General features: G+C 35.2%; 20 protein-coding genes. 2 read left to right on the top strand and 18 right to left on the bottom strand.

What is annotated here, in order from left to right:
* Positions 1-201 precede the first annotated feature (201 nt).
* On the bottom strand, positions 202-2,472 hold the full coding sequence (locus PQ462_RS15135; RefSeq protein ID WP_274250618.1) for a glycosyltransferase: 2,271 nt from the start codon (positions 2,470-2,472) through the stop codon (positions 202-204).
* Positions 2,453-3,532 (bottom strand): pesticidal protein Cry7Aa, encoded by a 1,080-nt coding sequence (locus tag PQ462_RS15130; RefSeq protein WP_274250617.1) that lies wholly within the window; start codon positions 3,530-3,532, stop codon positions 2,453-2,455. The genes PQ462_RS15135 and PQ462_RS15130 overlap by 20 nt, the downstream gene beginning before the upstream one ends.
* Before the next feature lie 270 nt (positions 3,533-3,802).
* On the opposite strand from PQ462_RS15130, the gene PQ462_RS15125 reads away from it, so the two are divergent.
* Positions 3,803-3,964, top strand: coding sequence for a DUF1328 domain-containing protein (locus tag PQ462_RS15125; protein WP_012026284.1), 162 nt, complete (start codon positions 3,803-3,805; stop codon positions 3,962-3,964).
* A gap of 131 nt (positions 3,965-4,095) precedes the next feature.
* Here PQ462_RS15125 and PQ462_RS15120 read toward each other — a convergent pair whose 3' ends face one another.
* From PQ462_RS15120 to PQ462_RS15070, 11 genes are all read right to left on the bottom strand, one after another.
* Positions 4,096-4,605, bottom strand: coding sequence for a DinB family protein (locus tag PQ462_RS15120; protein ID WP_274250616.1), 510 nt, complete (start codon positions 4,603-4,605; stop codon positions 4,096-4,098).
* A gap of 19 nt (positions 4,606-4,624) precedes the next feature.
* Positions 4,625-4,999: a VOC family protein gene (locus PQ462_RS15115; RefSeq protein ID WP_121360691.1), complete on the bottom strand. Its 375-nt coding sequence runs from the start codon at positions 4,997-4,999 to the stop codon at positions 4,625-4,627.
* Between the two features lie 77 nt (positions 5,000-5,076).
* Positions 5,077-5,286 carry a hypothetical protein gene (locus PQ462_RS15110; protein WP_274250615.1) on the bottom strand — a complete coding sequence of 70 codons (210 nt, stop codon included), beginning with the start codon at positions 5,284-5,286 and terminating at the stop codon, positions 5,077-5,079.
* 12 nt (positions 5,287-5,298) lie between these two features.
* A complete protein-coding gene (locus PQ462_RS15105; protein ID WP_012026279.1) occupies positions 5,299-5,679 on the bottom strand; it encodes a DoxX family protein in 381 nt (126 codons plus the stop codon).
* 184 nt (positions 5,680-5,863) lie between these two features.
* Positions 5,864-6,595, bottom strand: a complete 732-nt coding sequence (locus PQ462_RS15100; RefSeq protein ID WP_274250614.1) for a GNAT family N-acetyltransferase — start codon at positions 6,593-6,595, stop codon at positions 5,864-5,866.
* A 73-nt stretch (positions 6,596-6,668) separates the two neighbouring features.
* Positions 6,669-7,274, bottom strand: coding sequence for a Crp/Fnr family transcriptional regulator (locus PQ462_RS15095; protein ID WP_274250613.1), 606 nt, complete (start codon positions 7,272-7,274; stop codon positions 6,669-6,671).
* A 355-nt stretch (positions 7,275-7,629) separates the two neighbouring features.
* A complete protein-coding gene (locus tag PQ462_RS15090) occupies positions 7,630-9,048 on the bottom strand; it encodes a TolC family protein (RefSeq protein ID WP_274250612.1) in 1,419 nt (472 codons plus the stop codon).
* 330 nt (positions 9,049-9,378) lie between these two features.
* Positions 9,379-12,543, bottom strand: coding sequence for an efflux RND transporter permease subunit (locus PQ462_RS15085; RefSeq protein ID WP_274250611.1), 3,165 nt, complete (start codon positions 12,541-12,543; stop codon positions 9,379-9,381).
* A 12-nt stretch (positions 12,544-12,555) separates the two neighbouring features.
* Positions 12,556-13,773 carry an efflux RND transporter periplasmic adaptor subunit gene (locus PQ462_RS15080; protein WP_274250610.1) on the bottom strand — a complete coding sequence of 406 codons (1,218 nt, stop codon included), beginning with the start codon at positions 13,771-13,773 and terminating at the stop codon, positions 12,556-12,558.
* 247 nt (positions 13,774-14,020) lie between these two features.
* Positions 14,021-14,614: a TetR/AcrR family transcriptional regulator gene (locus PQ462_RS15075; RefSeq protein ID WP_274250609.1), complete on the bottom strand. Its 594-nt coding sequence runs from the start codon at positions 14,612-14,614 to the stop codon at positions 14,021-14,023.
* Between the two features lie 740 nt (positions 14,615-15,354).
* Positions 15,355-15,519, bottom strand: coding sequence for a hypothetical protein (locus tag PQ462_RS15070; protein WP_274250608.1), 165 nt, complete (start codon positions 15,517-15,519; stop codon positions 15,355-15,357).
* 87 nt (positions 15,520-15,606) lie between these two features.
* Between PQ462_RS15070 and PQ462_RS15065 the strand changes: the two genes are divergently transcribed.
* Entirely contained in the window at positions 15,607-16,041 is a 435-nt protein-coding gene (locus PQ462_RS15065) for a cupin domain-containing protein (protein ID WP_274250607.1), read from the top strand.
* Here PQ462_RS15065 and PQ462_RS15060 read toward each other — a convergent pair.
* The 5 genes from PQ462_RS15060 to PQ462_RS15040 form a co-directional block, all read right to left on the bottom strand.
* Positions 16,022-16,468: a hypothetical protein gene (locus PQ462_RS15060; protein WP_274250606.1), complete on the bottom strand. Its 447-nt coding sequence runs from the start codon at positions 16,466-16,468 to the stop codon at positions 16,022-16,024. The two genes, PQ462_RS15065 and PQ462_RS15060, sit on opposite strands and share 20 nt — an antisense overlap.
* A 133-nt stretch (positions 16,469-16,601) precedes the next feature.
* Positions 16,602-19,706 carry an efflux RND transporter permease subunit gene (locus PQ462_RS15055; protein WP_274250605.1) on the bottom strand — a complete coding sequence of 1,035 codons (3,105 nt, stop codon included), beginning with the start codon at positions 19,704-19,706 and terminating at the stop codon, positions 16,602-16,604.
* A 34-nt stretch (positions 19,707-19,740) separates the two neighbouring features.
* The gene (locus PQ462_RS15050) at positions 19,741-20,826 is read right to left on the bottom strand and encodes an efflux RND transporter periplasmic adaptor subunit (RefSeq protein ID WP_274250604.1); all 1,086 of its coding nucleotides are present in this window, start codon (positions 20,824-20,826) and stop codon (positions 19,741-19,743) included.
* Between the two features lie 28 nt (positions 20,827-20,854).
* Positions 20,855-22,093 carry a TolC family protein gene (locus PQ462_RS15045; protein ID WP_274250603.1) on the bottom strand — a complete coding sequence of 413 codons (1,239 nt, stop codon included), beginning with the start codon at positions 22,091-22,093 and terminating at the stop codon, positions 20,855-20,857.
* Positions 22,094-22,237: 144 nt separating this feature from the next.
* Positions 22,238-23,593 carry a sensor histidine kinase gene (locus tag PQ462_RS15040; protein WP_274250602.1) on the bottom strand — a complete coding sequence of 452 codons (1,356 nt, stop codon included), beginning with the start codon at positions 23,591-23,593 and terminating at the stop codon, positions 22,238-22,240.

Raw genomic sequence — 23,593 nt, 5'->3', positions numbered from 1 at the left:
ACAGAACTTTTTTTGAGCCTTATATAATTTTCATCAAATCACAATATTTAGAGAACATTTGCGTTTGTGTTTTTTCTAACAAAAAATCCCTTTCATTAAGAAAGGGATTTTCCGGGTTTAATAGAATTTTGGTCAGTCTATTGCTTTTAAAAATTTCAAATTGCAATTTCGAATTTGAAATTTTTCTATAATTGAATTTCTTTATAAGTTTATAGCAATACCGGTTCTTGACTTTATTAAGGGAATAACTTTAGACTCTGAAAGCGCAAATTTTTCCATTAATAATCTTGCGGTTAAATAACAAACAGTTGATTCTGCTCCTTGATTTAAGTTTACGTTTTCTTTTTCAAGACCATCGTAACCGCCTCCGCTTACCGGATTGTACATAATTTGATTTAAGTGATTTTTTCCTAAGAACCAGTTAAATGCAGTTTTCATTTTCTTTTTATATTCCGGAGTTTTAAAGGCTTGGTAAAAAGCATTTAAAGTCTGGATTGTATAAGTAACATCAATTGGCTGTTCTCCATATTCTTGTGGTTCAGAACCTTTATGATACCAGCTTTGGTTTGAAATGGCTTTGAAATTACCATCGATAAAAGTTTTAGACATTAAGAAATCTAATGAATCTAATGCAACTTTTTTGTAAACCGGTTTATTAGTTACTAGATAAGCATATAACATTGATTCTGGCAGAATACCGTTTCCGTATGTTAAATAGTTTTCAAACCATTGCCAGTCTTCAGAAGCAGTGTCTTCATAATTTGCAAGCAGTTTAGCATTCAGCTTGTTGATAATGGCCGCAACATATAAGTTTGGAATAGCATTGTGATACAGATACAAACCTTTTGTAGCGAAACCAATAGAACGAGGCGACTGGATATTTTCGGCCCATTTTAATGAGTTAAGGAAACATTTTGATGCTTTTTTTGAAATATTTTCAGGAAGAATATCAGCATTTGCCACAACTGTTCCCAAAGCCCAAATTGCTCTTGCATTAGAATCTTCAAGGTTAACTTCGGCATTTTGTTCAACGTGTTCACGATATTCCTGATCCACATAATTGATGAAGTTTCCTTTTGGTTTCTGGCATCTTTCGATGAAATCCAGATAAATTAAAATATAAGGAAGATCGTCTTTGTCTCTTGTTAATTTGTAATGCATACAAAATGCAATCAATGCACGTGCATTATCATCTAAAGTATATCCTGATTCCAAATCTGGAACCGAGATTTTACTAAACTGGATAATACCAAGATCTGTAGTTAATTTTTTGATATGTCTTAATTGAATATCCGGATAGCTGTATTTAATATCAGCTGGATTTTCAATTAGTTTTTTATACGTATTCATGTTAGTTAATGCGGCATTTTCCCAAGATGAAGCTCTCATTTTGGTAAAAGCCTGAATTCCCATTTCATGTCTTAAATTTTCGTCGGCAATTAATTTTAATGTTTCTTCAGCAAATTGATCGACATCCCCAATATCAACTAACACACCGCAGTCTTCGGTTAAAACTTCTCTTGTATGCGGAATTTTTGATGCCACCATTGGACATGCACAGCTCATAGCATAAGCAAAAGTGCCGCTTACAGCCTGGTTTGGATCTTTTGATGTAAATAAATAAATATCAGTAGCTTTTAAATATTCTAAAAGTTCCTCAGTATCTAAATATTGATTGATGAAACGAACATTTTTGCGTAAATCTAATTCATCAACAAGTGCTTCCAATTTATCGCGATAAACATCAACACCGTCTTTAATTAAATTTGGATGCGTTTTGCCAATAATCAGGTACAATACATCTGGTTCTTTTTTGACAATTTTTGCCAAAGCCTGTAAACCGGTTTCGATGTTTTTTCCTTCGCCCAAAAGTCCAAAAGTTGATAATACAATTTTGTTTTGAATATCGAATTTAGCTTTTGCCTGTTCCGGAGTTTCATAGATTACAATATGAGTTCCGTGTTGTACACAAGTAATTATTTCTTCATTAACATCGTAGTCTTTTATCAAAATTTCTTTTGACTGGTTAGTCATTACAAAAACAGAATTGCTGTAGCTTAAAAGTAATTTTACAAAGGTTTTTAATTCCTCATTTGGATTAGGAATAACGCTGTGAAAAGTATAAGTAACCGGTTTTTTTACCGTATTTAAAAAGTCTAGCAAATGATCTCCGTAATTCCCTCCAAATAAACCAAATTCATGCTGAATGTGAACTAATTTTACACTCTTATCTTTATTGATTTCTTCGGCAACTTTTGTATATTCTGCTCTGTCTTTTGTATTTAATGTAAAGGCTTGTGTTGGGTTTGCTTTTGGCTTATCGACCAATTCGCAAATTTCACAAGTTATCGATTTACCAAAAACACTGGTAATTCCTTTAATGGTATCTTGAGTATAAGTTGCGATTCCGCATTGCGTTGGCGGAAATGTAGAAAGAAAAACAATTTTCGATTTATTTGATATCTTCTTCATGGGAGTTCAATTTTAATTCGGTTAATAAGTCGTTTAGGTTCAGAGAAGCCACCGCAATCTTATCATCGGCGGCACCATAATAAATATATAATTGGTCATCAAAAATGGCAGTTCCGGTTGGAAAAACCACATAATTTATATAACCATGTCTTTCATAATATTCTGATGGCGTAATAATTGGTTTTGTTAATCTTCCAATCACTTTACTGGGATCATTTAGATCTAATAAAGCGGCGCAGGCATGATAAACAAGACCTTTTTCGCGTCTTTCGGCAGCGTGATAAATCAACAGCCATCCATCTTTTGTTTCAATTGGCGGAGCTCCCGGTCCAATATGACTTGTTTCGTGTTCAAATTTGGGCTCCATTACAATATAATCAGGCAGGTTTTTAAGGTAATCTTTCCAAAAATCTACCGTCAGGTCTTTTTTCTTTTCAAATGAAAAAAATTGAATTGAAGGAAATAAGCGGTGTAAAGCCACAAATTTTCCGTTTATTTTTTTAGGAAACAGAACAACGTTTTTGTCCCATACTAATAAATTTTCCTTTATTGTTTCGCTCAAAGGATAATTTCGGGCAGTATTAAAAGCCAATATACTTGCAACACTTGGATTTTGTAAATGTTTGCGGATCAAATTGGTGAATTCGTGTAAAATGAATTTTGGAGTTATAATTCCTTTCTTTTTAAACGAAGTCAAATCTTTTGATACTGCTACAGCTCCGCAGGCATTTATTCCATCGTAAGTAACATAAGTCATATAATACTTATCATCGATTTTAGTAATTCGGGGATCTTCTACACCATGAATTTCATAAATATATTCCGGTACAAAAAAGGGTTCGCTTCGACGTTCAACTAAAGTTGTCGGCCCCTCGAATCTACAATATCCAATGGTTGAAAAATTTCCTCTTTTTGCAGCTCTGTAAAACATATGAACGCTGTTTCCATCTTGATATATGGCAGGATTTAAAACACCCAATTCCTCAAAAGACCGGTCTGTTTTCTCTAAAATGACACCCAGTTTTACTGCTAAAGTGTTTTGAGTAGTTACTGCTTCCATATCTAAATTTCTATAGGTTAAAATTACCTTGGGAACAGAGGGGCGATTAACTCAATCGATCAAAAAATTAACTCTAAAGCATTTACATGGGAATTGTATAAGGTTGAAACTGAAATTCTAAAAAGTACTGATAAAATTATGATTTGTAGTTGATTGCGCTAAAAAATATAGCATTTGAGTTAATTGTTTTTGTAAGTAAACAGGAACTTTGAGATACAAACAAATCAGACTTTATAAAAAGTCCTATTTTTTAACTTAAAATTGAATATTATGTTACGTTGGACAGTCACATTTATAATTCTAGCTATAGTAGCGGGAATTTTTGGTTTTGGAGGAATAGCTGCCGGAGCCGCCAGTATCGCAAAAATTTTATTCTTTATATTCTTGGTTTTATTTGTTATTTCATTAATAAGCGGAAGAAGCAGAGTTTAAGATTTAGTTTTAATCTAAAAAAATAAAAAAGCGAAATTAACTATTGAAGTTTGATTTCGCTTTTTTTAATGTCTTTTCAGAATATCTAAGAAAACCAGAATATAAAATAGTTTTAGATTTTGATTTTATATTTAGAGTTTAGTTATATACTCAAAAATATTGTTTAACTGATGTGTATGCCTTTGTGTATGTACTAAAGCAAAATCAATCCATTCGTACATTGTGAATTTATCAAAACCGGGAACCTGAAAATCCAGACAAGTAAGCGTTAAATCATATTTTGATGCCGAGTCTAACAATTCTGATTCAATTTTGAGCAATTTTATATTCAAAGCATTTTTGCTGTATTCTTTTTTTTCAGGCTGAAGAAAAACAGGAGCATCCATTTTTATATTGAAGTTTAAAAATAGACCGTCAATATCCTTGATTTTTTCGTCGGGTTTTCGGGTTGTTTTTTCGGTATTGCCCGCAAATAATTCCGGAAATCCGGAACAAGCCAGAATAATATGCTGTACGACCTGTCCGGCAGTCCAGCTTCCTTGATAGGGAATGAGATTTAATTCGCTTTCAGAAAATTTAGAAAGTATATCATTTAATTTTTTAAATGTTTCAACAATATCTTTTTGAACGTTTGTATTCATATCATTGCTTTTAAATTGATTATTGTACAGATGTTATCCACCATACATTTCCAAACGGATCTGTTACACCGCAGGTTCTGCCATACTCCTTATTGCTTAATCCCATTAAAGAACTTGCTCCGTTTTCAATTGCTTTTTTATAAGTTTCATCAGCATTGGGAACATAAACAAATAAGTGAGAGGTTTGTTTTGACCAGTCGGGTATTACATCTGTAATCATTATTGTGCTTCCATTTAAAGTAATTTCAGCATGTATAATAGTTCCATCTTCACGTACAGATTTTGTATTGGTTTCTGAAGCTCCAAAAACTTTTTTGGTAAAGTCGATAAATTTTGATGCGCCTTGTAAAATCAAATACGGCATTATAGTTTGATGTTCTGCAGGAATATTCATTTTGAAATATTTTAAAATTTAGGATTTTAAAATTACGATTTTTTATATTAATATTTTGTAAATCAGTAAATTATGATTTATAAAAGTGCTTCGCAATGAAAACCGTACGAATTTAGAAGTTCGATTATTTTAGGATTTGAAATAGAAGCACCATGAACACGCAGGATTTTATCGCAGTCTTCAAGGTCAAAATTGATCGCACTGTTAGGGAAATGTTCAAGAAGTTTCCCTACAATCATTATAGATTCTTCCACTTCCTGAACATTTGTTTTGAAAACTTCTATCATCGTTTGCAGTTTTTACAAAGCGATATTTTTGTATCGCTCTATTTTATGATAATAGATATAAGAAATTGCCAGAATCACTAAAAAGATTAGTGGGAAGAAACTTTGAAAATTGATTCCGTCTACCGCAAAATGACTGATTGAAGCAAATATAAAATCGAAACCAAATCCGGCATACGCCCATTCTTTTACATTTTTAGGAACCGATGGAATAACTAAAACCAAAACACCCAGAATTTTGAAAATTACAAGAGCATTTCCAAAATATTCAGGATAGCCTAAATGTCTGATTCCTTCTTTGGCCAATTCTGTCTGTGAAGTCAAAGCCGGCATAACACCTTCGAATAGAAAAATAATAGTAGTCGTAATCCAAAAAATAATTTTTGCTTTTTTCATGTGGTTTATTTTTAAATAGTTATCAGTTAATGTATTACAAATGTACTATTCTTATTTTTTCATGAAACAGCTATTTCCGACTATTTTAGGGGCATTTGAGACATTTTGATTTTAGATTTTTATTTAGAATAACCACATAGTTTGTCATCCTGACAAAAAATGCAAAAAAGATGGTATTTGATATTTACGTAAGCTGATAATTCGTAATCGTAAACAAATCCTCGAAACCCAATCTGGTATAAATTCCTTTTCCAAGAGCAGATGCTTGTAATTGTGCATATTCACAATTGGCATCAATGGCTTCGTTGATGGCAAATTTCATGATTTCTTCTGCGAAACCTCTTTTGCGCATTTCAGGAATAACGCCGACACCGTGAATTCCCATTGTTTTTTCAGTTTGAAAAAGTGTCAGCGTTCCAATCGCTTTTCCTTCAAAATGCACTAAATAAAACTTCACATTTTTATAATTGTGAACCAAAGTTTCTTTGCTGATTATATAACTGAAAGAAAGCGGATAAATATCTGACCAGGTTTTGGCATCTTCTTCATTTAAAACTCTTTTAAAAGTGAGATTGTTTTGAAGCGGTAATTTTTCTCCCAGTTTTAAAACCATTGCAACAAGCTGAATACGGATATTAAAACCATTTTTTTCAAAAATTTCCTTAGAACTGCTTCCAAAAATATCCCAGTACGGAATAACTAAGCCTGGTTTTTTTTCCATGATTTCCTGAATCTGCGGAAAGTTTTCTTCGGTAATATCTTCTCGAAACCATAATCTATTTGGCCAGCCTGAGTTTTTGATACGAGAAACCTCAAAAGGATCGTTTTTATGATAAGAAAGGAGAGGAGCTGCAACGGTTTTCCAAAGAGTGGTTAGGTTGTCAATATTGTCTTTGATGAGGTTTATAGGGTTCATTGTAAATGACGAGTTTGAATTATACTGACAAAGGTAAATTGAGTTTTTCAGAAAAGCCTTTACATATGTTGATTTACAAATCTTTTTCCAAACTTTTTCTAATTCGGCTTAACTGCGTGGGCGTAATACCCAAGTGCGAAGCAATATGCAGTAACGGAACACGATCTGCAATAGTGGGATGTTTCTCCAAAAGATTAACATATCTTTCTGTTGCGTTCTGCATAACCAACGCCACTTCTCTTTGTTCTTTTTCGATAATCCAGTTTTTCTCTAAATGAGCAATATAGAAGTTTTTGAGATCGTCGTTTTGGTAGATCAGCTCCATATATTTTTTATAGTTTATATTGATTACAATAGAATCTTCTAAAGCTTCAATTGTAAAATTAGAGGGAGTCTGGAGCATCAGCGAAACTTTAGAACCCGCAAAATAATTTTCAAGAAAAAGGTTTTTGTTATAGAAATTTCCTTGTTCATCTGTGATAAAAGCTCTCAAAATTCCTTTTGCAATAAAATGAAGATTTTTAGCAATTTCTCCGTTTCCTAATAGTATTTCTCCTTTTTTAAGGATTTGGAAATTTGTGGTGCTTTCAATCTGTTTCCAAGACTGATCAGAAAGCGGGTAGTAGCTTTCGATGGTTTGTTTTAATTGATTGAGGTATTTCTGTTGGTCAGATGTCATTTTATTTTTGCTTTTGCGAAAGACTAAAATTAGATAAGTTTTTTGTTTGATGCAAACTGAATAATGGCTCTCGCAAAGTAGCAGAGGCGCAAAGTTATTTAAGGATTTATTTCACGCAGATTTAAAATGATTTAAGCAGATTTGCGCAGAATTTAATATACTTAAAAAAAAATCTGCTTAAATCTGCTTAAATCTGCGTGAAAAACAAACCTTTGCGACTTCGCGTCTTTACGAGAAACAAAAAAACTTTTGCGTCGTTGGCGGTTAAGTTAAACTAAAAAACGCCATGAAACCCAAAGGTCTCACAGCGTTTTCATCTCAAAAAATAAATAATTAACGGGTAATGTAACGGGTATTATTTCCAGCCTCCGCCTAGAGCGCGGTACAAATCTGTATTGGCTGTAAGTTGTTGTCTTTTGATATCAGCAAGTTCAAGTTCGCTTTGCAATAAATTGGCCTGCGCCGTTAAAACTTCAAGATATTCTGCCATACCATTTTTGAATAAAAGGTTTGCATTTTTAATCGCTTGCTGCAGCGTTTTTACTTTTTCTTTTAAGAAAGTTTCCTGTTGTTGTAATTTCTCTACTTTAACCAAAGCATCAGAAACTTCGCTTACAGCAACTAAAACAGATTGTCTAAAGCTTAAAACTGCTTTTTCTCTTTCTGCAACAGCGATATTATATTGTGTTCTTACTCTTTTGTTATTTAAAAGAGGCTGTGTTAATCCGCCTGCAACAGTTCCGAATAATGAAGCCGGAATGTTGAACCAATTGCTGGTTTCGAAAGAGTTTACGCCGCCTTGAGCCGTAATTCTGAGAGCTGGGTATAAATCCGCTTTCGTGATACCGACATTTGCGTTGGCAGCTTTAAGCGCCAATTCGGCACTTTTTACATCAGGTCTTCTGCTTACTAATGAAGACGGAATTCCGATTGCGTTATTGTTTTTAACTTCAATAGCGCTTAAGCGAATTGTTCTTTCTTTTGAATCAGGAAATGAACCTGTTAAAACACTCAAAGCATTTTCCTGAATTGCAATGTTTTGTTCCAATAATGGAATCAATTGCGCTGAGTTTAATTTTTGTGCTTCCGATTGTTGAATCGCTAAAGTAGTTACCTGACCAGCATCGTATTTTAATTTGATAATATTGGTTGTACTATCGTTTAAACGAAGATTTTGTCTGGCAATATCCAATTGTGCGTCCAGCATCAAAAGATTATAATATCCTCTAGAAACATTAGCAACAATATTGGTCTGCAATGCTTTTTTTACTTCTTCAGATTGAAGATATCCTGCGTAAGCCCCTTTCTTTTGGTTTCTGATCTTTCCCCAAATATCAGCTTCCCAAGAAAGAGAAGCTCCAGCAGAATAGTCGTCAATATGTTTAGCTCCAATTGCCTGATTTAAGTTTAATCCCGTAAAACTATTGTCAGACGGATTGCTCGTACTTGCGTTTACAAACAAGTTTACCTGAGGTACATTTCCCCATTTTGATTGTGTAAAGCGGTATTGAGCAATTTCGATGTTCTTTTCGGCAATCTGAAGGTCGTTGTTTCTTGCAACGGCACTGTCAATTAATTTTATAATATCTTTTTCGGTAAAGAAGTTTTTCCACTCCACATCGGCAATACTGGTTGTATCACTCGAAACTGATGCATTCCTGAAATTTTCAGGAAATGCATCTTTTGGAGTTTCAATATCCTTCGAGACTTTACAGGATATTAAAGTCGTGATCAGAATGGCGAAGGTCACGATTTTGGTTATATGATTTTTCATTGTTTTTTTATTAAATTTTTTATCCGTTGGGTTTAGTTTTTTTAAACACATAGAAACATAGTTTGTAGAGGCATTAAAAAAGGCGTTTCACTTATTTTAAATGCACATAGTTTTCTATGTGTGGAAACTGGTTTCTTTTATTCTCTTTTTTCGAGACAATCCCGATAGCTATCGGGACTATGTTTCTATATGTTTAATTTTTTTCTCAACAAATTAGATCTCTGTACAAGTATCTTTTCTAGTTTCTAGATCTCTTGATATTCTGTACGATATATATCCGATGCCAAATATGATGGCGACAAGAATAGTTGTTATATAGTTTTCCATTTATTATTTTTCTTCGTTATGAATTACGGCGATTGGTTTTCCGCTCACTTTTTCTTGTAAATGCTGGAAGATGATGAATAAAACAGGAATGATAAACAATCCTAGAATTACTCCCGAAAGCATCCCTCCAGCTGCTCCGATACTGATGGAGTGGTTACCTTGTGCTGATGGACCTTTGGCACTCATCATTGGCACTAAACCTACCACAAAAGCAAGAGACGTCATGATAATTGGTCGCAAACGTAATTTTGCTGCCATGATTGAAGCTGCTACTAAACCTTGTCCTGATCTTCTTCGCTGCGCCGCAAATTCCACAATCAAGATGGCATTTTTGGCGAGAAGTCCGATAAGCATGACAAGAGCAACTTGTACGTAAATGTTGTTTTCAATTCCAGTTAAACCAATAGCAACGAATACTCCAAAAATACCTGCAGGGATTGACAAGATTACTGCAAGAGGCAAAATGTAACTTTCGTACTGTGCGGCAAGTAAGAAATAAATGAATATCAAACACAGTAAGAATATTGTTGCCGATTGCCCTCCTGACGAAATCTCCTCACGAGTCTGGCCCGAGAATTCAAACCCGTAACCTGCAGGTAATTGTTGTGCTGCTACTTCTTCAATGGCTTTAATGGCGTCTCCGGAACTAAATCCAGGTTTCGGAATCGCATTAATAGAAATTGAGTTAAATAAATTATATCTGGAAGCGGTTTCAGAGCCATAAATACGAGTCAGTTTTACTAATGTATTTATTGGTACCATTTCGCCAGTTTTGTTTTTTACAAAAACTCTGTCAATTGCTGTTGGATCAGCTCTGTCTTCGATATCGGCCTGAACAACCACACGGTAATATTTACCAAATCGGTTAAAGTCAGATGCCTGTGCGCTACCAAAGTAAGCCTGCATGGTTTGTAAAATGTCTTTTACATTAACACCCAATTGATTTGCTTTTTCATCGTTAACCTCTAATTGCAATTGAGGATAATCAGCTTTGAAAGAAGTAAAGGCAACGGCAATTTCCGGACGTTTCATTAATTCGCCGATAAAGTTTTGAGAAATACCGCTGAATTTATCCAGTTTTCCTCCTGTTTTATCCTGAAGAACTAAATCTAAAGCCTCAACGTTACTAAATCCGGGAACAGTTGGGAAACTGAATACGAAGAAACTTCCGCCAGAAATAGCGCCCAGTTTACCACGAACCTGATTCATGATTTCGTCGATGTTTTTTACTTCGCCGCGTTCTTCGTTTGGTTTAAGCAATACGAATACAACAGCAGAAGATGGACTTGTAGAGTTGGTCAATAAGTTGAAACCTGAAATTGCGGTTACAAATCGTGAAGCGTCTAATGCTTTTAGAGTATTCTCAGCTTCAGTCATTACTTTTTGAGTTCCGTCTAATGATGTTCCAGATGGCGTATTTACTGCAATCGCAATAAATCCTTGATCTTCTGTTGGAATAAACCCTTGAGGAGTTGTTTTTACCATTATCACTGTTGCCAATGTAATTAAAGCCAATCCGCCTAAACTCAACCATTTTCTTCTAATTAAGAATTTAAGTCCGCCTGTGTAACGGTTTGTCAACGATTCAAAACTGCTGTTGAAAGCGGTAAAGAATTTCTCTTTAAATCCTTTTTTCACATAAGGCGCGTCGTGATCGTGAGCTCCGTGATTATCTTTTAAAAATAATGCCGCAAGCGCTGGGCTTAATGTTAAGGCATTTACAGCCGAAATTACAATTGCAATCGCCATCGTAAAGGCAAACTGACGATAGAAAACTCCTGTTGAGCCTTCCATAAAACCAACCGGCAGGAATACAGCAGCCATTACCAGCGTAATCGAGATAATAGCACCCGTTATTTCGTGCATTGCTTCATGGGTTGCGATTTTTGGAGACAAACGTTTATGCTCCATTTTCGCATGCACCGCTTCGACTACCACAATGGCATCATCGACCACAATACCAATCGCCAGAATTAATGCGAAAAGCGTTAAAAGGTTGATCGAAAATCCGAATAACTGCATGAAGAAGAACGTTCCTAAAATTGCTACAGGTACAGCAATAGCCGGGATTAATGTTGATCTAAAATCTTGCAAGAAGATAAATACCACAATAAATACCAGTATAAAAGCTTCTAGTAATGTATGCTCAACCTGTTCGATAGACTGGTCAAGAGATACTTTTGTACTATAGAAAATATTGTGTTTTATACCTTTTGGAAAATCTTTAGAAGCCTTTTCCATCATTTTATTAATGGCAATCTGAATATCATTTGAGTTAGATCCAGCTAACTGAATAACCCCAATTACAATTCCTTTTTTACCATTTAAACGAGTTAAACTGTTATAAGAGTAAGCACCAAGTTCAACTCTGGCTACATCTTTTAAGCGAAGTACTGAACCATCTGCATTAGAACGTATAGCAATATTTTCATAATCCTCTGGTTTAGTTAATTTCCCTTTGTATTTAATAACGTATTCAAAAACTTCTTTGCTTCGCTCTCCAAATTTACCCGGAGCCGCTTCTAAACTTTTGTCCTGAATAGCGCCCATAACTTCGCTTGGCGTTACTTTATAAGTTGACATTTGTGTTGGATTTAACCAAACACGCATAGAGTAATCTTTTACACCGCCAAAAATACTGGCAGAACCTACACCCGGAATACGTTTTAGTTCCGGAATAATATTAATCTGTGCATAGTTGGCAACAAATGTCTGATCGTATTTTGCTTCATCATCAGTGTACATACCAATTGCCATGATGAAACTGTTTTGTTGTTTTGCCGTAACAATACCTTGCTGTACAACCTCGGCAGGAAGCTGGCTGGTTGCCTGAGCAACGCGGTTTTGTACGTTTACCGCAGCCTGATCGGCATCTGTACCCAGTTTAAAGAAAACTGTAATAGCCAAGGTACCGTCGTTACTGGCTGTAGAACTCATGTAAGTCATGTTTTCTACACCATTTATAGATTCTTCGATAGAAGGTGCCACAGAACGTAAAACCGTTTCTGCGTTAGCTCCCGGATATACCGCCGTTACCAAAACCGATGGAGGCGCAATATCAGGAAACTGTTGTAAAGGCAGTTTAGTTAAACCTAATACCCCCAGAATTACCAATAAAATGGAAATTACAGTTGCCAGTACAGGTCTTTGTATAAATATTTTGAACATTGTGTTTTAGAATTATTTTTTATTAGTTACTTCGGCAACTTTAGTTGATTTTTCAGGCTGAATCGCTTGACCATCCTGAAGTTTGTCAATACCGCTTAACACGATTTGGTCACCCGTTTTTACACCTTCTTTAATTAAATAATTGGTACCGCTTTTACCCACAACTGTAATAGGCATTTTAGTTACTTTGTTGTCTTTGCCTACAGTGAAAACAAATACTTTGTCCTGCATTTCAACTGTAGCAGACTGTGGTACTAAAATCGCATCGTCGTGCTGTAATCCTAAACGGATTCTTCCTGTGTTTCCAGAACGTAATGTTCCGTTTGCATTTGGGAATGTTGCTCTAATCGTGATTGCTCCTGTAGTTTTATCAAACTGACCGTCAACCATATCAATTTTTCCGGTTTGTGGATAAGCATTGTTATCAGCCAAGATCAAAGTAACCGGAGGTAATTTTTTGATTTTATCACCAAGTGAACTTCCTTTGTATTGCTCTTTAAAGTTGATGAAATCTGTTTCGCCTAAAGAGAAATAAGCAAATACTTCGTGAACGTCTGATAAAGTTGTTAAAGGTTCAACATCAGATGCAGAAACTAAACTTCCTTGTTTTTTAGGTAATCTTCCAATGTATCCGCTCACTGGAGCTGTTACGTTAGTATATCCTAAATTGATTTTAGCAGAACCTACCATTGCTTTTGCCTGCTCGATATTGGCAGCAGCAATTTTTTGAGAAGCTTTAGCTGTTTTTAACTGATAATCAGAAACTACTTTGTTTTGCACTAGCGGAGTCAGTTTATCAACTTCTAAATTAGCGTTGATTAAAGCTGCTTCTGCTGCGTGTAGACTTGCTAAAGCATTGTTTAACTGCTCACGAAACGGACGCTCATTGATTTTAAATAAACTTTGTCCTTTACTTACATAAGCACCTTCGTCAACAAAAATTCTGTCAAGGTTTCCGCTAACCTGCGGGCGAATTTCAACATCTACGGTTCCTTGTATAGATGCTGGATATTCAGCATCAGTAGTTGTGTTTGCGCTTGTGATAGCTAAAACTGGTAAAACCGGTGGCGGCGGGGCAGTAGGCGCTTGATTTTTGTCGCCACAGCTGCTTAATACTAAGGCCAGAATAAAACTGGTTATAATTACATTTTTCATTTTCATAGTGGTTTTAATTGGTTGAACATTTTCTCGGATAAAATTCTTTGGTATTCTGGCATTCTCGGGATTCATATTTAATTGAATTAAATTATCTAACGTTGTTAAGTAAAAGTGCGCAAATTTCTATACAGTAAGCCTTTCCAATTCTATTTCGAATCAGTATTAAATTATCTAACGATGTTAAGTAAAAGTCTAAAAAAAGAGCTTTTATTACTTTTATTAAATTTTCTAACAGTGTTAAGCGAAAGTTATAAAAAAAAGGATTTTATATTATCCCGTTTAAATCATTTTACACTGTTAAGTAAAATTGAAAATTTTTTTATTGTATAGATTTGATGATACCAGTAATGGCATCTTTCAAAATCTGGGCATTTATTGTTTCTAAAATATCACTTTTGTTAATGATGTTTATGGCGATTAAACCATGAATAACAGAAAAGAAAGTAAAATATTTTTGCTTTATGATATCTTCACTAGGATTGCTGTCTTTCATAATTTCAGCAATAACACCAGTAAACAATTTGTAAGGTGCTTCCTGAGCCGAACATCGCTGTGCACAGCAGGTCATTTGAACACCAAACATAAGTTGATACATTTCAGTATTAGTAAAAGCGAAATCCCAATAAGTCATCCACATGGCTTCTAACTGATCTTCGGGTTTTTCAAACTTGTTTTTCGCAGTCTGTAACTCTTTTGCCAGTTTAATAAAACCTTTGCCTGTCAGTTCTTCTAGTATTGCTTCTTTGTTCGAGAAATATTCATAAATAATAGGAGCAGTATATTCAATTCTGTCGGCAATTTTACGCATACTCAAACCATTCCAGCCTTCATCTTTTACGATATCATAAGCAGCGCCAAGGATATTATTCCTTGTCTCTTCTTTTTGTCTTAAAATTCGATCTTTGCTAGCCATTGTATTCAAGTATTAAATCGTTTAACACTGTTAGGCAAATGTATGGCGGATTTTCGAATTTCAAAATATTTTTATCATAATATTTTCTTATCGTGCAATAAGCGTTTTTGAAATTCTTTGCAAACCCTCTATTTTATTGAGATTTTTAGTGATGTGATTTTTTTGATAAGCAGAAGTTTTTCGGTTTTTCATGACCATTTGCCGCTCTGCATTATATTTTTTGTGGTGAACCCCACCACAAAAAGATGCCATTTCGATCGGGTCTGGGCGAGAACGTATATTTTTTATTAGAACTTTATCAAAGTTTTAAACTTGATAATGTTAGCACGAACAATTTCCGCTTATTAAAATTCCCGACGAGCGACGTATTAATAGTTATAAATATAAAAAATATTTCACCCCGCTGGGGTTCTGTCAAAATGGATTAATTGTTTCTATAAATATTTCGTCCCGCTGGGACTTGCTGTAGAATACTTATTTCGGGTTATTAAAATTCCAGAGGAATGAAATATTCTATAAATATTTCATTCCTCTGGGACTTTTGTAGAAAATGATTTTAATTTTGAGTTTGTCATTTTGAGGAAGGAAGGATCACACTCGTAAATCAACGAAGATTAGAATTTCACAAATAAACAGAGTACAAAAAAGGATGCAAAATCTTTGTCAGGCTGAGCGAAGTCGAAGCCCCACAATGATAATCGACAATCAAAAAATCGAATTGACTACTAGGCAAGAAGATTTTACAAGTCATATTTCTTTTTAAAATCCTTATAAATATATTCTGCTTCAATATATAGTCTATTATCTTGATTAATTTGTCTATCTAAAATTTCCTGTTGATTAGAAGATAATTTATAAGGATTTACTTTTGTATTGTTCAAATATTTTTTAATACTTCTTTTCATAATTTAATAATTGCATATTTATTAACGACAGATTTTATTTTTTTATAAAGCTCAATAAATTATTTTCGTAACATTACAATAAAAAAAATGAAAACGCTGACTCTCCTAAAAATCACAATTGCTGTTTTATTTTTCCAGCAGACTTTCTCTCAGGAAACTAAAAAAGAAACCACAGCACCACAATACACAATCGAAAACTGTGTCAATCATTTTGAAATAGACAAAGCCACGAAAACCAAAGCAGGTTACCAATATTGGTTTGGTGACAAAAACTTCACTCAGGAAAACACATTAAAAATGAGCATTGTCGAACCTGGAAAATCGACACATGCGCCGCATCATCATCCCGAAGAAGAATTTTTCTACATCTTAGAAGGCACAGCCGAATTTTACCTTGACGGAAAAACCAAAACCGCCGGCCCCAATACCAGTTTTTACTGTCCGTCGAATATGGAACATGGAATTAAAAATGCTGGAAATACCGATTTGAAATATTTGGTTATTAAAAAGGATTTGAGATAACATTATCAACCCTTTTTCTATTGACATAAATAATAACAGGATTTCTGCCATCAAGTTCTCTTTTATTGCGTCCATGCAAACCTATTTCTGCCATATCTGGAGTTTTCCAGTTTATTTCTTTTGGATTTACATAGGTATACATTCCGTAGCAATGTCCGGAAATAATCCAGCCTTCAGTCTTTTTTAAGTCGGTGATATCAAAATCTTCTGATGGAGTTTGCACATAAACGGGGCCGAAATCTTTCATTAATTTTATGGCTTCATTTTCTATATCGGGAATAGTTTCGGCGTGATCAAAAATTATATACGTTCCGTTTTGGAATAAAACCCAATCCTGACATTTTTCATTTATACTAAGTCTGACTTTATTCAGCAGCTCAGTTTTATCTATTTCATCTGTTTTTTGATTGTCTGCTTTCTTTTTCATAAAAAGAGAATTTAATAGCATTATTGCTTTGTCATTTCATTGTAATGGGGGATTTTTGATTGTGGTATTATTTATAAAAACACCTTTGGACAAACTGCCAAAGGTGCTTTTTTCAATTTATATAGAAGTAAGATTAAGATTCGGTATTGCTTGTATCTTTTTTGCGGTAAACGAGATAAAAAACCTGAGGTAAAACCGTTAATGAAAGAATCATACAGGTTATAAGTCCGCCTACGATCATGATCGCCAGCGGTTTTTGAACTTCAGAACCCATCCCTGTCGATAAAGCAGCAGGTAATAATCCTAAAGAACCCATTAAGGCAATCATAACAATTGGACGAATACGGCTGTGAATTCCCTCTGAAATAGCATCTCGTAAATGCATTCCGGCACGCATATTTTCCTTAATCATTCCGATGAGGACAATACTGTCAATCGCGCTGACCCCAAAAAGGATGATAAATCCAATTCCTGCCGAGATTCCGAAAACGGTTCCTGTTACCCAAAGCGATATGAATCCTCCAATAAAGGCATACGGCATGGCACTTACGGCAATCATGGTGTCTTTGAAATTGCCAAAGTTGAAATACAGCAGACATAAAATAAGAATCAATACAACGGGTACAATCATCGCTAATTGTTTAGAAGCTCTTTCTTTACTTTCAAATTCTCCCGCCCATTTCATGACGTTTTCTTTTGGAAGTTTAACTTCGGCTGCTACTTTTTTCTGAGCTTCTTCGATCGTGCTTCCCAAATCTCGTCCTTCAATACTAAAACCTACGGCAATGTAGCGGCTGTTTCCTTCGCGGTAAATAAAAGTTGGCCCGGTTTTGTATTCTACGGTTGCAATTTCTTTTAAAGGCACTTTTTTTCCATTCATTGTTGGAATCAGGATGCCTTCGATTTTTTCTTTAGAATCACGGTATTCTTTTTCAAAACGCAGGGTAATATCAAAGATTTTTTCGTCATCATAAAATTTTGTTGCAGCCTGCCCGCCAATCGTCATTCTGATAACTGCCTGTGCATCGGCAGTTGTTACGGCATAACGTGCCATTTTTTCGTCTTCAAGCTGAATTCTCAATTCGGGCAGTCCAATATTTTTATAAACGTTAATGTCTTCGATTCCTTTTACGTCTTTAATCGAATTAGCAACTTTTGCCGCCATTTCTTCCATTTGAAAAAGATCGCTTCCGAAAATCTTAATGGCCAGCGGACTTTTTACTCCTGCTACATATTCTTCAACATTATCCTGAATAGGCTGACTGAAACCAAAGGCAATCCCGGGATATACATCGAGAACTTTTTTGATTTCGGCAATCAGTTCTTCTTTGCTGATGTCGTGTTTCCATTCGTCTTTGTGTTTTAATTCGATATGGAATTCGATATTAAAAAATCCTGTTGGATCGGTTCCGTCATTTGGTCGTCCCGTCTGCGAAAGCACAAATTTTACCTCTTCAAACTTTCGGATCTTGGTTTTCATTTCTTTTGTCAAACGAACCGATTCATCCAAATTGATACTATTAGGAAGCGTTGCTCTTACATAAATAGCACCTTCATTCAGCTTCGGAATAAATTCTGATCCGTAAAATGCAAATCGTACACAGCAAACTGCCAATAAAGCCAGAAACGAATAAACCGTTAATTTACGGTGTTTGGTACTCCATTTAAAAAGATTGAACAAATTGGTTCTAAAGAAACGCGAAATCATGTTTTCTTTTTCGACAATGTTTTTCGTCAGCATCACTTTACACATTGCTGGCACGTAGGTAAGTGATAAAATCAGCGAACCTAATAAGGCGTAACCTAGAGTAAAGGCCAGGGGAGAGAACATTTTTCCTTCTACTTTCGTAAATGAGAAAATTGGCATTAATGCGACAATCAAAATAATCAGGGCGAAGAAAATATAGGTAGCCACACTTCCGACGCTTTTCTTGATTAATCCCATTTTACTCATATTGTTAAAGCATTCCATTCCCACTTTATGAGCTTTCTTTTCTAAAGAAACGAACACATTTTCTACAATAACCAATGTTCCTTCGAGCAGTAATCCGAAATCGAGCGCTCCCATAGAAATCAAGTTCGCAGGAAGTCCCTGAATTCGCAACATTACAATTGCAAACAAAAACGAAAGTGGAATCACAGTCGCTACAATCAACGAGGTACGCCAATTGTAAAGGAAAACAAACACAATCAATGAAACAAGTAAAACCCCTTCGATTAAGTTTTTGGTTACCGTTTTTACGGTTGTATTGACCAATTCGGTACGGTCAATAAACGGTACGATTTTAACATTATCTGGAAGAACCCTTTCATTCAATTCGTTCAAACGTTCTTTTAATCTGCCAATAACTTCTCCCGGATTTTCTCCTCGAAGCATTACAACGATTCCTTCTACAACATCATCATTTCCGTCTAGACCTACTTGTCCTAATCTTGGTTTTGCCGAAATCGAAACCTCGGCTACATGTTTTACTAAAACTGGTGCTCCGCCTTTGGTTTCAATTAATATATTGCCAATATCTTCGACTTTATTAATTAAGCCGACACCTCGTACAACATACGCCTGATCGCCTCGATTAATGACATCTCCGCCCACATTGATATTACTTTTTGAAACAGCTTCATAAACATCTAATGCCGATAAATTGTAATTTTCAAGTTCAGTTGGGTTGATTTTGATTTCGAACATTTTTTCTTCACCTCCAAAACTCACCACATCGGCAACTCCGGGAACAGAAACCAATTCCCGCTCGATAACCCAATCCTGAATGGCTTTTATTTCCTTAATAGGAAGATCACTTTTTATAACGTATCTAAAGATTTCTCCCGTTGCTCCAGACGGCGGATCGATCTCAACATCGGCACCTTCTGGAAGATCCAGTCCGTTAAGACGGTTTGAAGCATATTGCTGTGCATAGAAATCCTCAACTCCGTCATCAAATAAAACCGTAACGACTGATAATCCAAAAAGAGAAATAGAACGTACTTCTGCCTTTTTTGGAATCGTATTCATTTGTTTGGATATCGGAAGCGTGATGAATTTTTCTACTTCTTCGGCACTTCGTCCAGGCCACTGCGTAATAATTCTGGCCCTTGTATTGGTTACATCGGGAAATGCTTCTATGGGCGTATGAATGTAACTCACAATTCCTGCAACCAGTAAAATGGCTGTAAAAAAGAATATAATAAGCGAGTTTTTCAAGGAAAAAGCAACCAGACCTTGTACAAATTTTTTCATGTCTTGTATTGTGTTTATCCGTTTTTAAGGATGCTTAGTTTTTTAATCTTTCGTAAATCAGGAGCTGGTTTTTGGTAATTACCTTTTCTCCTTCATTTACACCTTTATCAAAATAAAGCCAGCTGTTGTTTTTTAAAACGGGGTTTATTTCTCTGGTTTCGATTGTGCAATCGTTTTTGTAGATTAAAATGTAATCGCGGTTGTTGTCGAAAATAGCTGCTTTTGCAGGAATAGCTGCCAGTTCTTCACCGCCTTTACTTTTATCGATTGTAATATCGGCTGTCATTCCCGGTTTTAATTTCATGTTTCGGTTGTCCATTACAATTCGTGCTTTTAAAACGTGTTCATCGGCATCAAAAACTTTAGACATCATATTGATTTTTCCTTTAAAAATTTCTCCAGGATAAGCTGGCGTCGTTACATCGACCTGCATGTTTTCGCTGATGTTTTTAAGATTACTGGTATAAACATTTACCAAAACCCAGATTTCTTTTAAATCAGAAATGGTGAATAATGGATCGCTTTCGTTTGTAATCTGCATTCCCGGGCTGATATTTTTATCTACAATAAAACCTTCTGTTGGTGCTTTGATTTGAAAAACAGCTCTTTCACTGCTTGCGCTGAACATTGCCAGATTGGCCCTTACGTTTTCTAAAGAAGATTTTAAAACATCCAGTTCGCTTTGTGCCTGCAATAAATCTTTTTGAGAAGAAATTCCATCTTCAAACATCGATTTTGTGGCTTGTAAATTGCGCTGTGCTACAGTTATCTGCGATTGCAGCGATTTACTTTCAGACTGCATGCTGTTTAGTTCTGTACTTTTTATCTCTGCCAGAACTTGTCCTTTTTTTACATAATCGCCTAGTGAGAAAGTAGTTTTGGTAATAATTCCTTCAACAAGGCTGTTAAACTGAACCACGTGATCGCCGTTGTAAGTAATATTTCCGGTAAGGTTAATCGATTCGCTCACGGCACGTTTTTGTACCTGTTCTATGGTAATTTTTTCTTTTAAATCTTTATCGATGCAGAATTTTTCATCCTGAGCTTTTTTTACTTCTTCTTTCTTGCCGCATCCGTAAACGAGCATTAACCCAAGTATTGGGATTATAAGTTTCTTCATTATCTTTTTGTTTTGAGAAATTGATGTTTTAATTGATTTCCTGCCCGGTGATGTAGCGCAGTTCTTCGAGATTTTTATTCAGGTCTTTTTTCGAATTGAGCAATATCGATTTGTTGTCTAAATACGCATCTACAAAATCCAGATATTCGAGCATGCTGGTATTTCTCTGCAGGAAGTTTTTACGATAGCTTTCCAAAAGTTTATCAAGGTCGGCTTCAAAACTGGCATCGGCGCTTTCGTATAATTTTTTAGTAGTGATAAAATCCTGATAAGCCTGTAATACCTCAGATTGTACGCTCAATGTTTTTTCTTCAGTAAGCAGTTTACCCTGATTGATCGCAATTTTTGCTGCTTTTATATTTCCCTGATTTCGATTGAAAAACGGAAGGTCAAGCGAGAAACCAACACCCACGAAATCGTTCATTAAACTTGCTCCACGGTCGTAACTAATACCCAGTGTTACATCTGGTGTGCGCATGGCTCTTTCGTATTTGTATTTGTTGTCGTTGTATTCGTTTCCGAGTTTCAGGACTTTCATATCCGGACGATTTTCAATTGCTGATTCCATCAGGTTTGCCAGATTGATATCTTCGATATTTTTGTTAACCGGAACAAAACCTTCGTCAGTCAGTTTGATAAAACTTGCTGCAGGAAGATTCATTAAAACTTTAAGCTCCTTTTGCAATGCATTATTTTCCTTTTGTAAATCGTTGATTTCCTTTAAATACTGCAATTCAGAAGCCTTTAAACGAACATATTCGCCTTTGCCAATATTTCCCTGCGCTACTTGATTTCCGTAAGCTTTTAGTAAAGTCTGCATCGAAGAAAGCTGTTTTTGGTAAACCGCTTCCTGCGCCTGATTGTATTGTAAATCAGTAAGGTTGTCTCTAAATTCGATTTTTAAACTGCGTAAAAAAGTCTTGAAATATTCTTTAGCGATTTCTGCATTTACTTTTTCCATCGCAATCAGTTTTTTGCGTTTTCCCGCTGTCTGAATCAGCTGCTCCAGTTCTGCATTGACTTGCTGTGTTTTTCCGTAATTTCCCCATAACGGAGGCAGTTGTTGTGCGGTAGCATTACTCCAAAGGTTAATTTCGCCGATGGTTAAAGTTGGATTGGGCCATAATTTTGCCTGAATGACCTGTGCATCGGCAATGTCGATATTTAGTTTTTCAGAAATAAGAGAAATGTTCTTATCCAGAAACAAAGCCTCGGCCTGATTTCGCGAAAGAACAATTGTATCCGTAATGGCTGAAATCTGAGCCATACTTTTGAGTGATACAATTAAAAACAGAGTTATAAATAAACGTTTCAAATTAAGTAGATTTAATGAAATGCAAAGTTATCTGCCGCGTATTAAACCGTAATTTGATGTCTGTTAGAAACCAGTAAGAGTTAGATTAGAAAACGATTAGAGTTTAGGAAAAACCAGCGTTACAGTAGTTCCAGCGTCTTTTTTGGAAGCAATCGTAAACTCAATATTATTTTGTTTGAAAATGACATTTGCCAACGGAAGTCCAATACCGCTTCCTTTTATATCGCTCACATTTTTACCTCTGTAAAAGGTTTGCTTTATAAATTGGAGGTCTTCTTCGCTGATGCCTTTTCCGTGATCTTCGATTACAATTTTTAACTGCTGATTGTGTTCTAACAAACTGATTTTTATTGGATTTCCTGCTGAATATTTAACGGCATTTTCGATAATGTTAAACAACGCAATTTTGATTTCGTTAGAATTTCCTTTTATCGAAAGCAGTTTGTCATTTAGAACTTCTAATGCAATTTGAATCTGGCCTTTTAAGTGATAACTGGCAGATAATTGATCGTTAATGTCCCAGAGTAATTCGTCGACTCTAAAAATCTCGTTGAGTTCCATATTTTCGCGAAGACCGGAAAGCATCATTAAAGTATTCATAGTGTCTTCGATTTGATAGACATTTTCTAATACTTTCTCAGACATTTCTTTGTACTCGGCACTTGATCTGTCTTTTTGTGCAAAAACTTCAAGGTTTCCCGAAATAGCCGTTAAAGGAGTTTTAAACTCATGTGAAACATAATTGATGAAGTTTTTCTGAATGATAAAAGTATCCGAAAGGCGTTTCAGCAGGTTATTATAACTTTCTATAAGTTCCTGAATATCATCTTTTGAATTTGGAGAAACAATTTGCCTGTCTAATGAAGTAGCCTGGATTTCGTTTACCTGATTGATAATATTTTTAATTGGAGCATAAGCCAGATTAGAAAGCACCCGGCTGACAATATAAATGCTGATTAAACCCGAAATTAAAACCAAAATCATAATAATCAAAAGTCGGTCGGTCATGGTTTTAAAATCGGTATCATTTTTTTTAACGAAAACCACAAAATCTCCCTGATTGTCATGATAATAACTCCCAAAGTAAAAGTGATGCTTGGACTTAAAACTTAATTTTCTGTTTTTTCGAACATAATCCAGCTGTGACTGATTGATATTGTTATCTAAAGTTTTGTCGCCGTATACAATTTGATTTTTCTCATCATAAACACGCGTGATGATTTCGAGTGAATTTTCACGGAATTGCTGGCCAATTATTAAATGCTGGTTTTCTGGTAATTCATCTTTTTCGAGATAAAAAATTCCCGTAAGTAAACAGGTTTTCTGCAATTCGTTGTAAACAATTTTTTCTGAATAACTGTAAAAAGAAAAATAGGTAATAAGCGAAGCAATGACAAACACAACACTGAAAGTCAGAGAAGAAATTAAGGTAAAACGATCACGAATTTTCAT

It is taken from the genome of Flavobacterium sp. KACC 22758 (assembly GCF_028736135.1).
Taxonomy (GTDB): domain Bacteria; phylum Bacteroidota; class Bacteroidia; order Flavobacteriales; family Flavobacteriaceae; genus Flavobacterium; species Flavobacterium johnsoniae.
The sequence above is the reverse complement of the archived record's forward strand: the minus strand, read 5'-3'. Positions and strand labels throughout refer to the sequence as shown.

Coding starts and splice junctions, on each gene's coding strand:
- PQ462_RS15085 (WP_274250611.1), bottom strand. CDS start 12,543: ATGTTCAAAATATTTATACAAAGACCTGTACTGGCAACTGTAATTTCC.
- PQ462_RS15050 (WP_274250604.1), bottom strand. CDS start 20,826: ATGAAGAAACTTATAATCCCAATACTTGGGTTAATGCTCGTTTACGGA.
- PQ462_RS15040 (WP_274250602.1), bottom strand. CDS start 23,593: ATGAAAATTCGTGATCGTTTTACCTTAATTTCTTCTCTGACTTTCAGT.
- PQ462_RS15130 (WP_274250617.1), bottom strand. CDS start 3,532: ATGGAAGCAGTAACTACTCAAAACACTTTAGCAGTAAAACTGGGTGTC.
- PQ462_RS15055 (WP_274250605.1), bottom strand. CDS start 19,706: ATGAAAAAATTTGTACAAGGTCTGGTTGCTTTTTCCTTGAAAAACTCG.
- PQ462_RS15100 (WP_274250614.1), bottom strand. CDS start 6,595: ATGAACCCTATAAACCTCATCAAAGACAATATTGACAACCTAACCACT.
- PQ462_RS15070 (WP_274250608.1), bottom strand. CDS start 15,519: ATGAAAAGAAGTATTAAAAAATATTTGAACAATACAAAAGTAAATCCT.
- PQ462_RS15105 (WP_012026279.1), bottom strand. CDS start 5,679: ATGAAAAAAGCAAAAATTATTTTTTGGATTACGACTACTATTATTTTT.
- PQ462_RS15065 (WP_274250607.1), top strand. CDS start 15,607: ATGAAAACGCTGACTCTCCTAAAAATCACAATTGCTGTTTTATTTTTC.
- PQ462_RS15045 (WP_274250603.1), bottom strand. CDS start 22,093: ATGGCTCAGATTTCAGCCATTACGGATACAATTGTTCTTTCGCGAAAT.
- PQ462_RS15060 (WP_274250606.1), bottom strand. CDS start 16,468: ATGAAAAAGAAAGCAGACAATCAAAAAACAGATGAAATAGATAAAACT.
- PQ462_RS15090 (WP_274250612.1), bottom strand. CDS start 9,048: ATGAAAAATCATATAACCAAAATCGTGACCTTCGCCATTCTGATCACG.
- PQ462_RS15110 (WP_274250615.1), bottom strand. CDS start 5,286: ATGATAGAAGTTTTCAAAACAAATGTTCAGGAAGTGGAAGAATCTATA.
- PQ462_RS15125 (WP_012026284.1), top strand. CDS start 3,803: ATGTTACGTTGGACAGTCACATTTATAATTCTAGCTATAGTAGCGGGA.
- PQ462_RS15120 (WP_274250616.1), bottom strand. CDS start 4,605: ATGAATACAAACGTTCAAAAAGATATTGTTGAAACATTTAAAAAATTA.
- PQ462_RS15095 (WP_274250613.1), bottom strand. CDS start 7,274: ATGACATCTGACCAACAGAAATACCTCAATCAATTAAAACAAACCATC.
- PQ462_RS15080 (WP_274250610.1), bottom strand. CDS start 13,773: ATGAATCCCGAGAATGCCAGAATACCAAAGAATTTTATCCGAGAAAAT.
- PQ462_RS15115 (WP_121360691.1), bottom strand. CDS start 4,999: ATGAATATTCCTGCAGAACATCAAACTATAATGCCGTATTTGATTTTA.
- PQ462_RS15075 (WP_274250609.1), bottom strand. CDS start 14,614: ATGGCTAGCAAAGATCGAATTTTAAGACAAAAAGAAGAGACAAGGAAT.
- PQ462_RS15135 (WP_274250618.1), bottom strand. CDS start 2,472: ATGAAGAAGATATCAAATAAATCGAAAATTGTTTTTCTTTCTACATTT.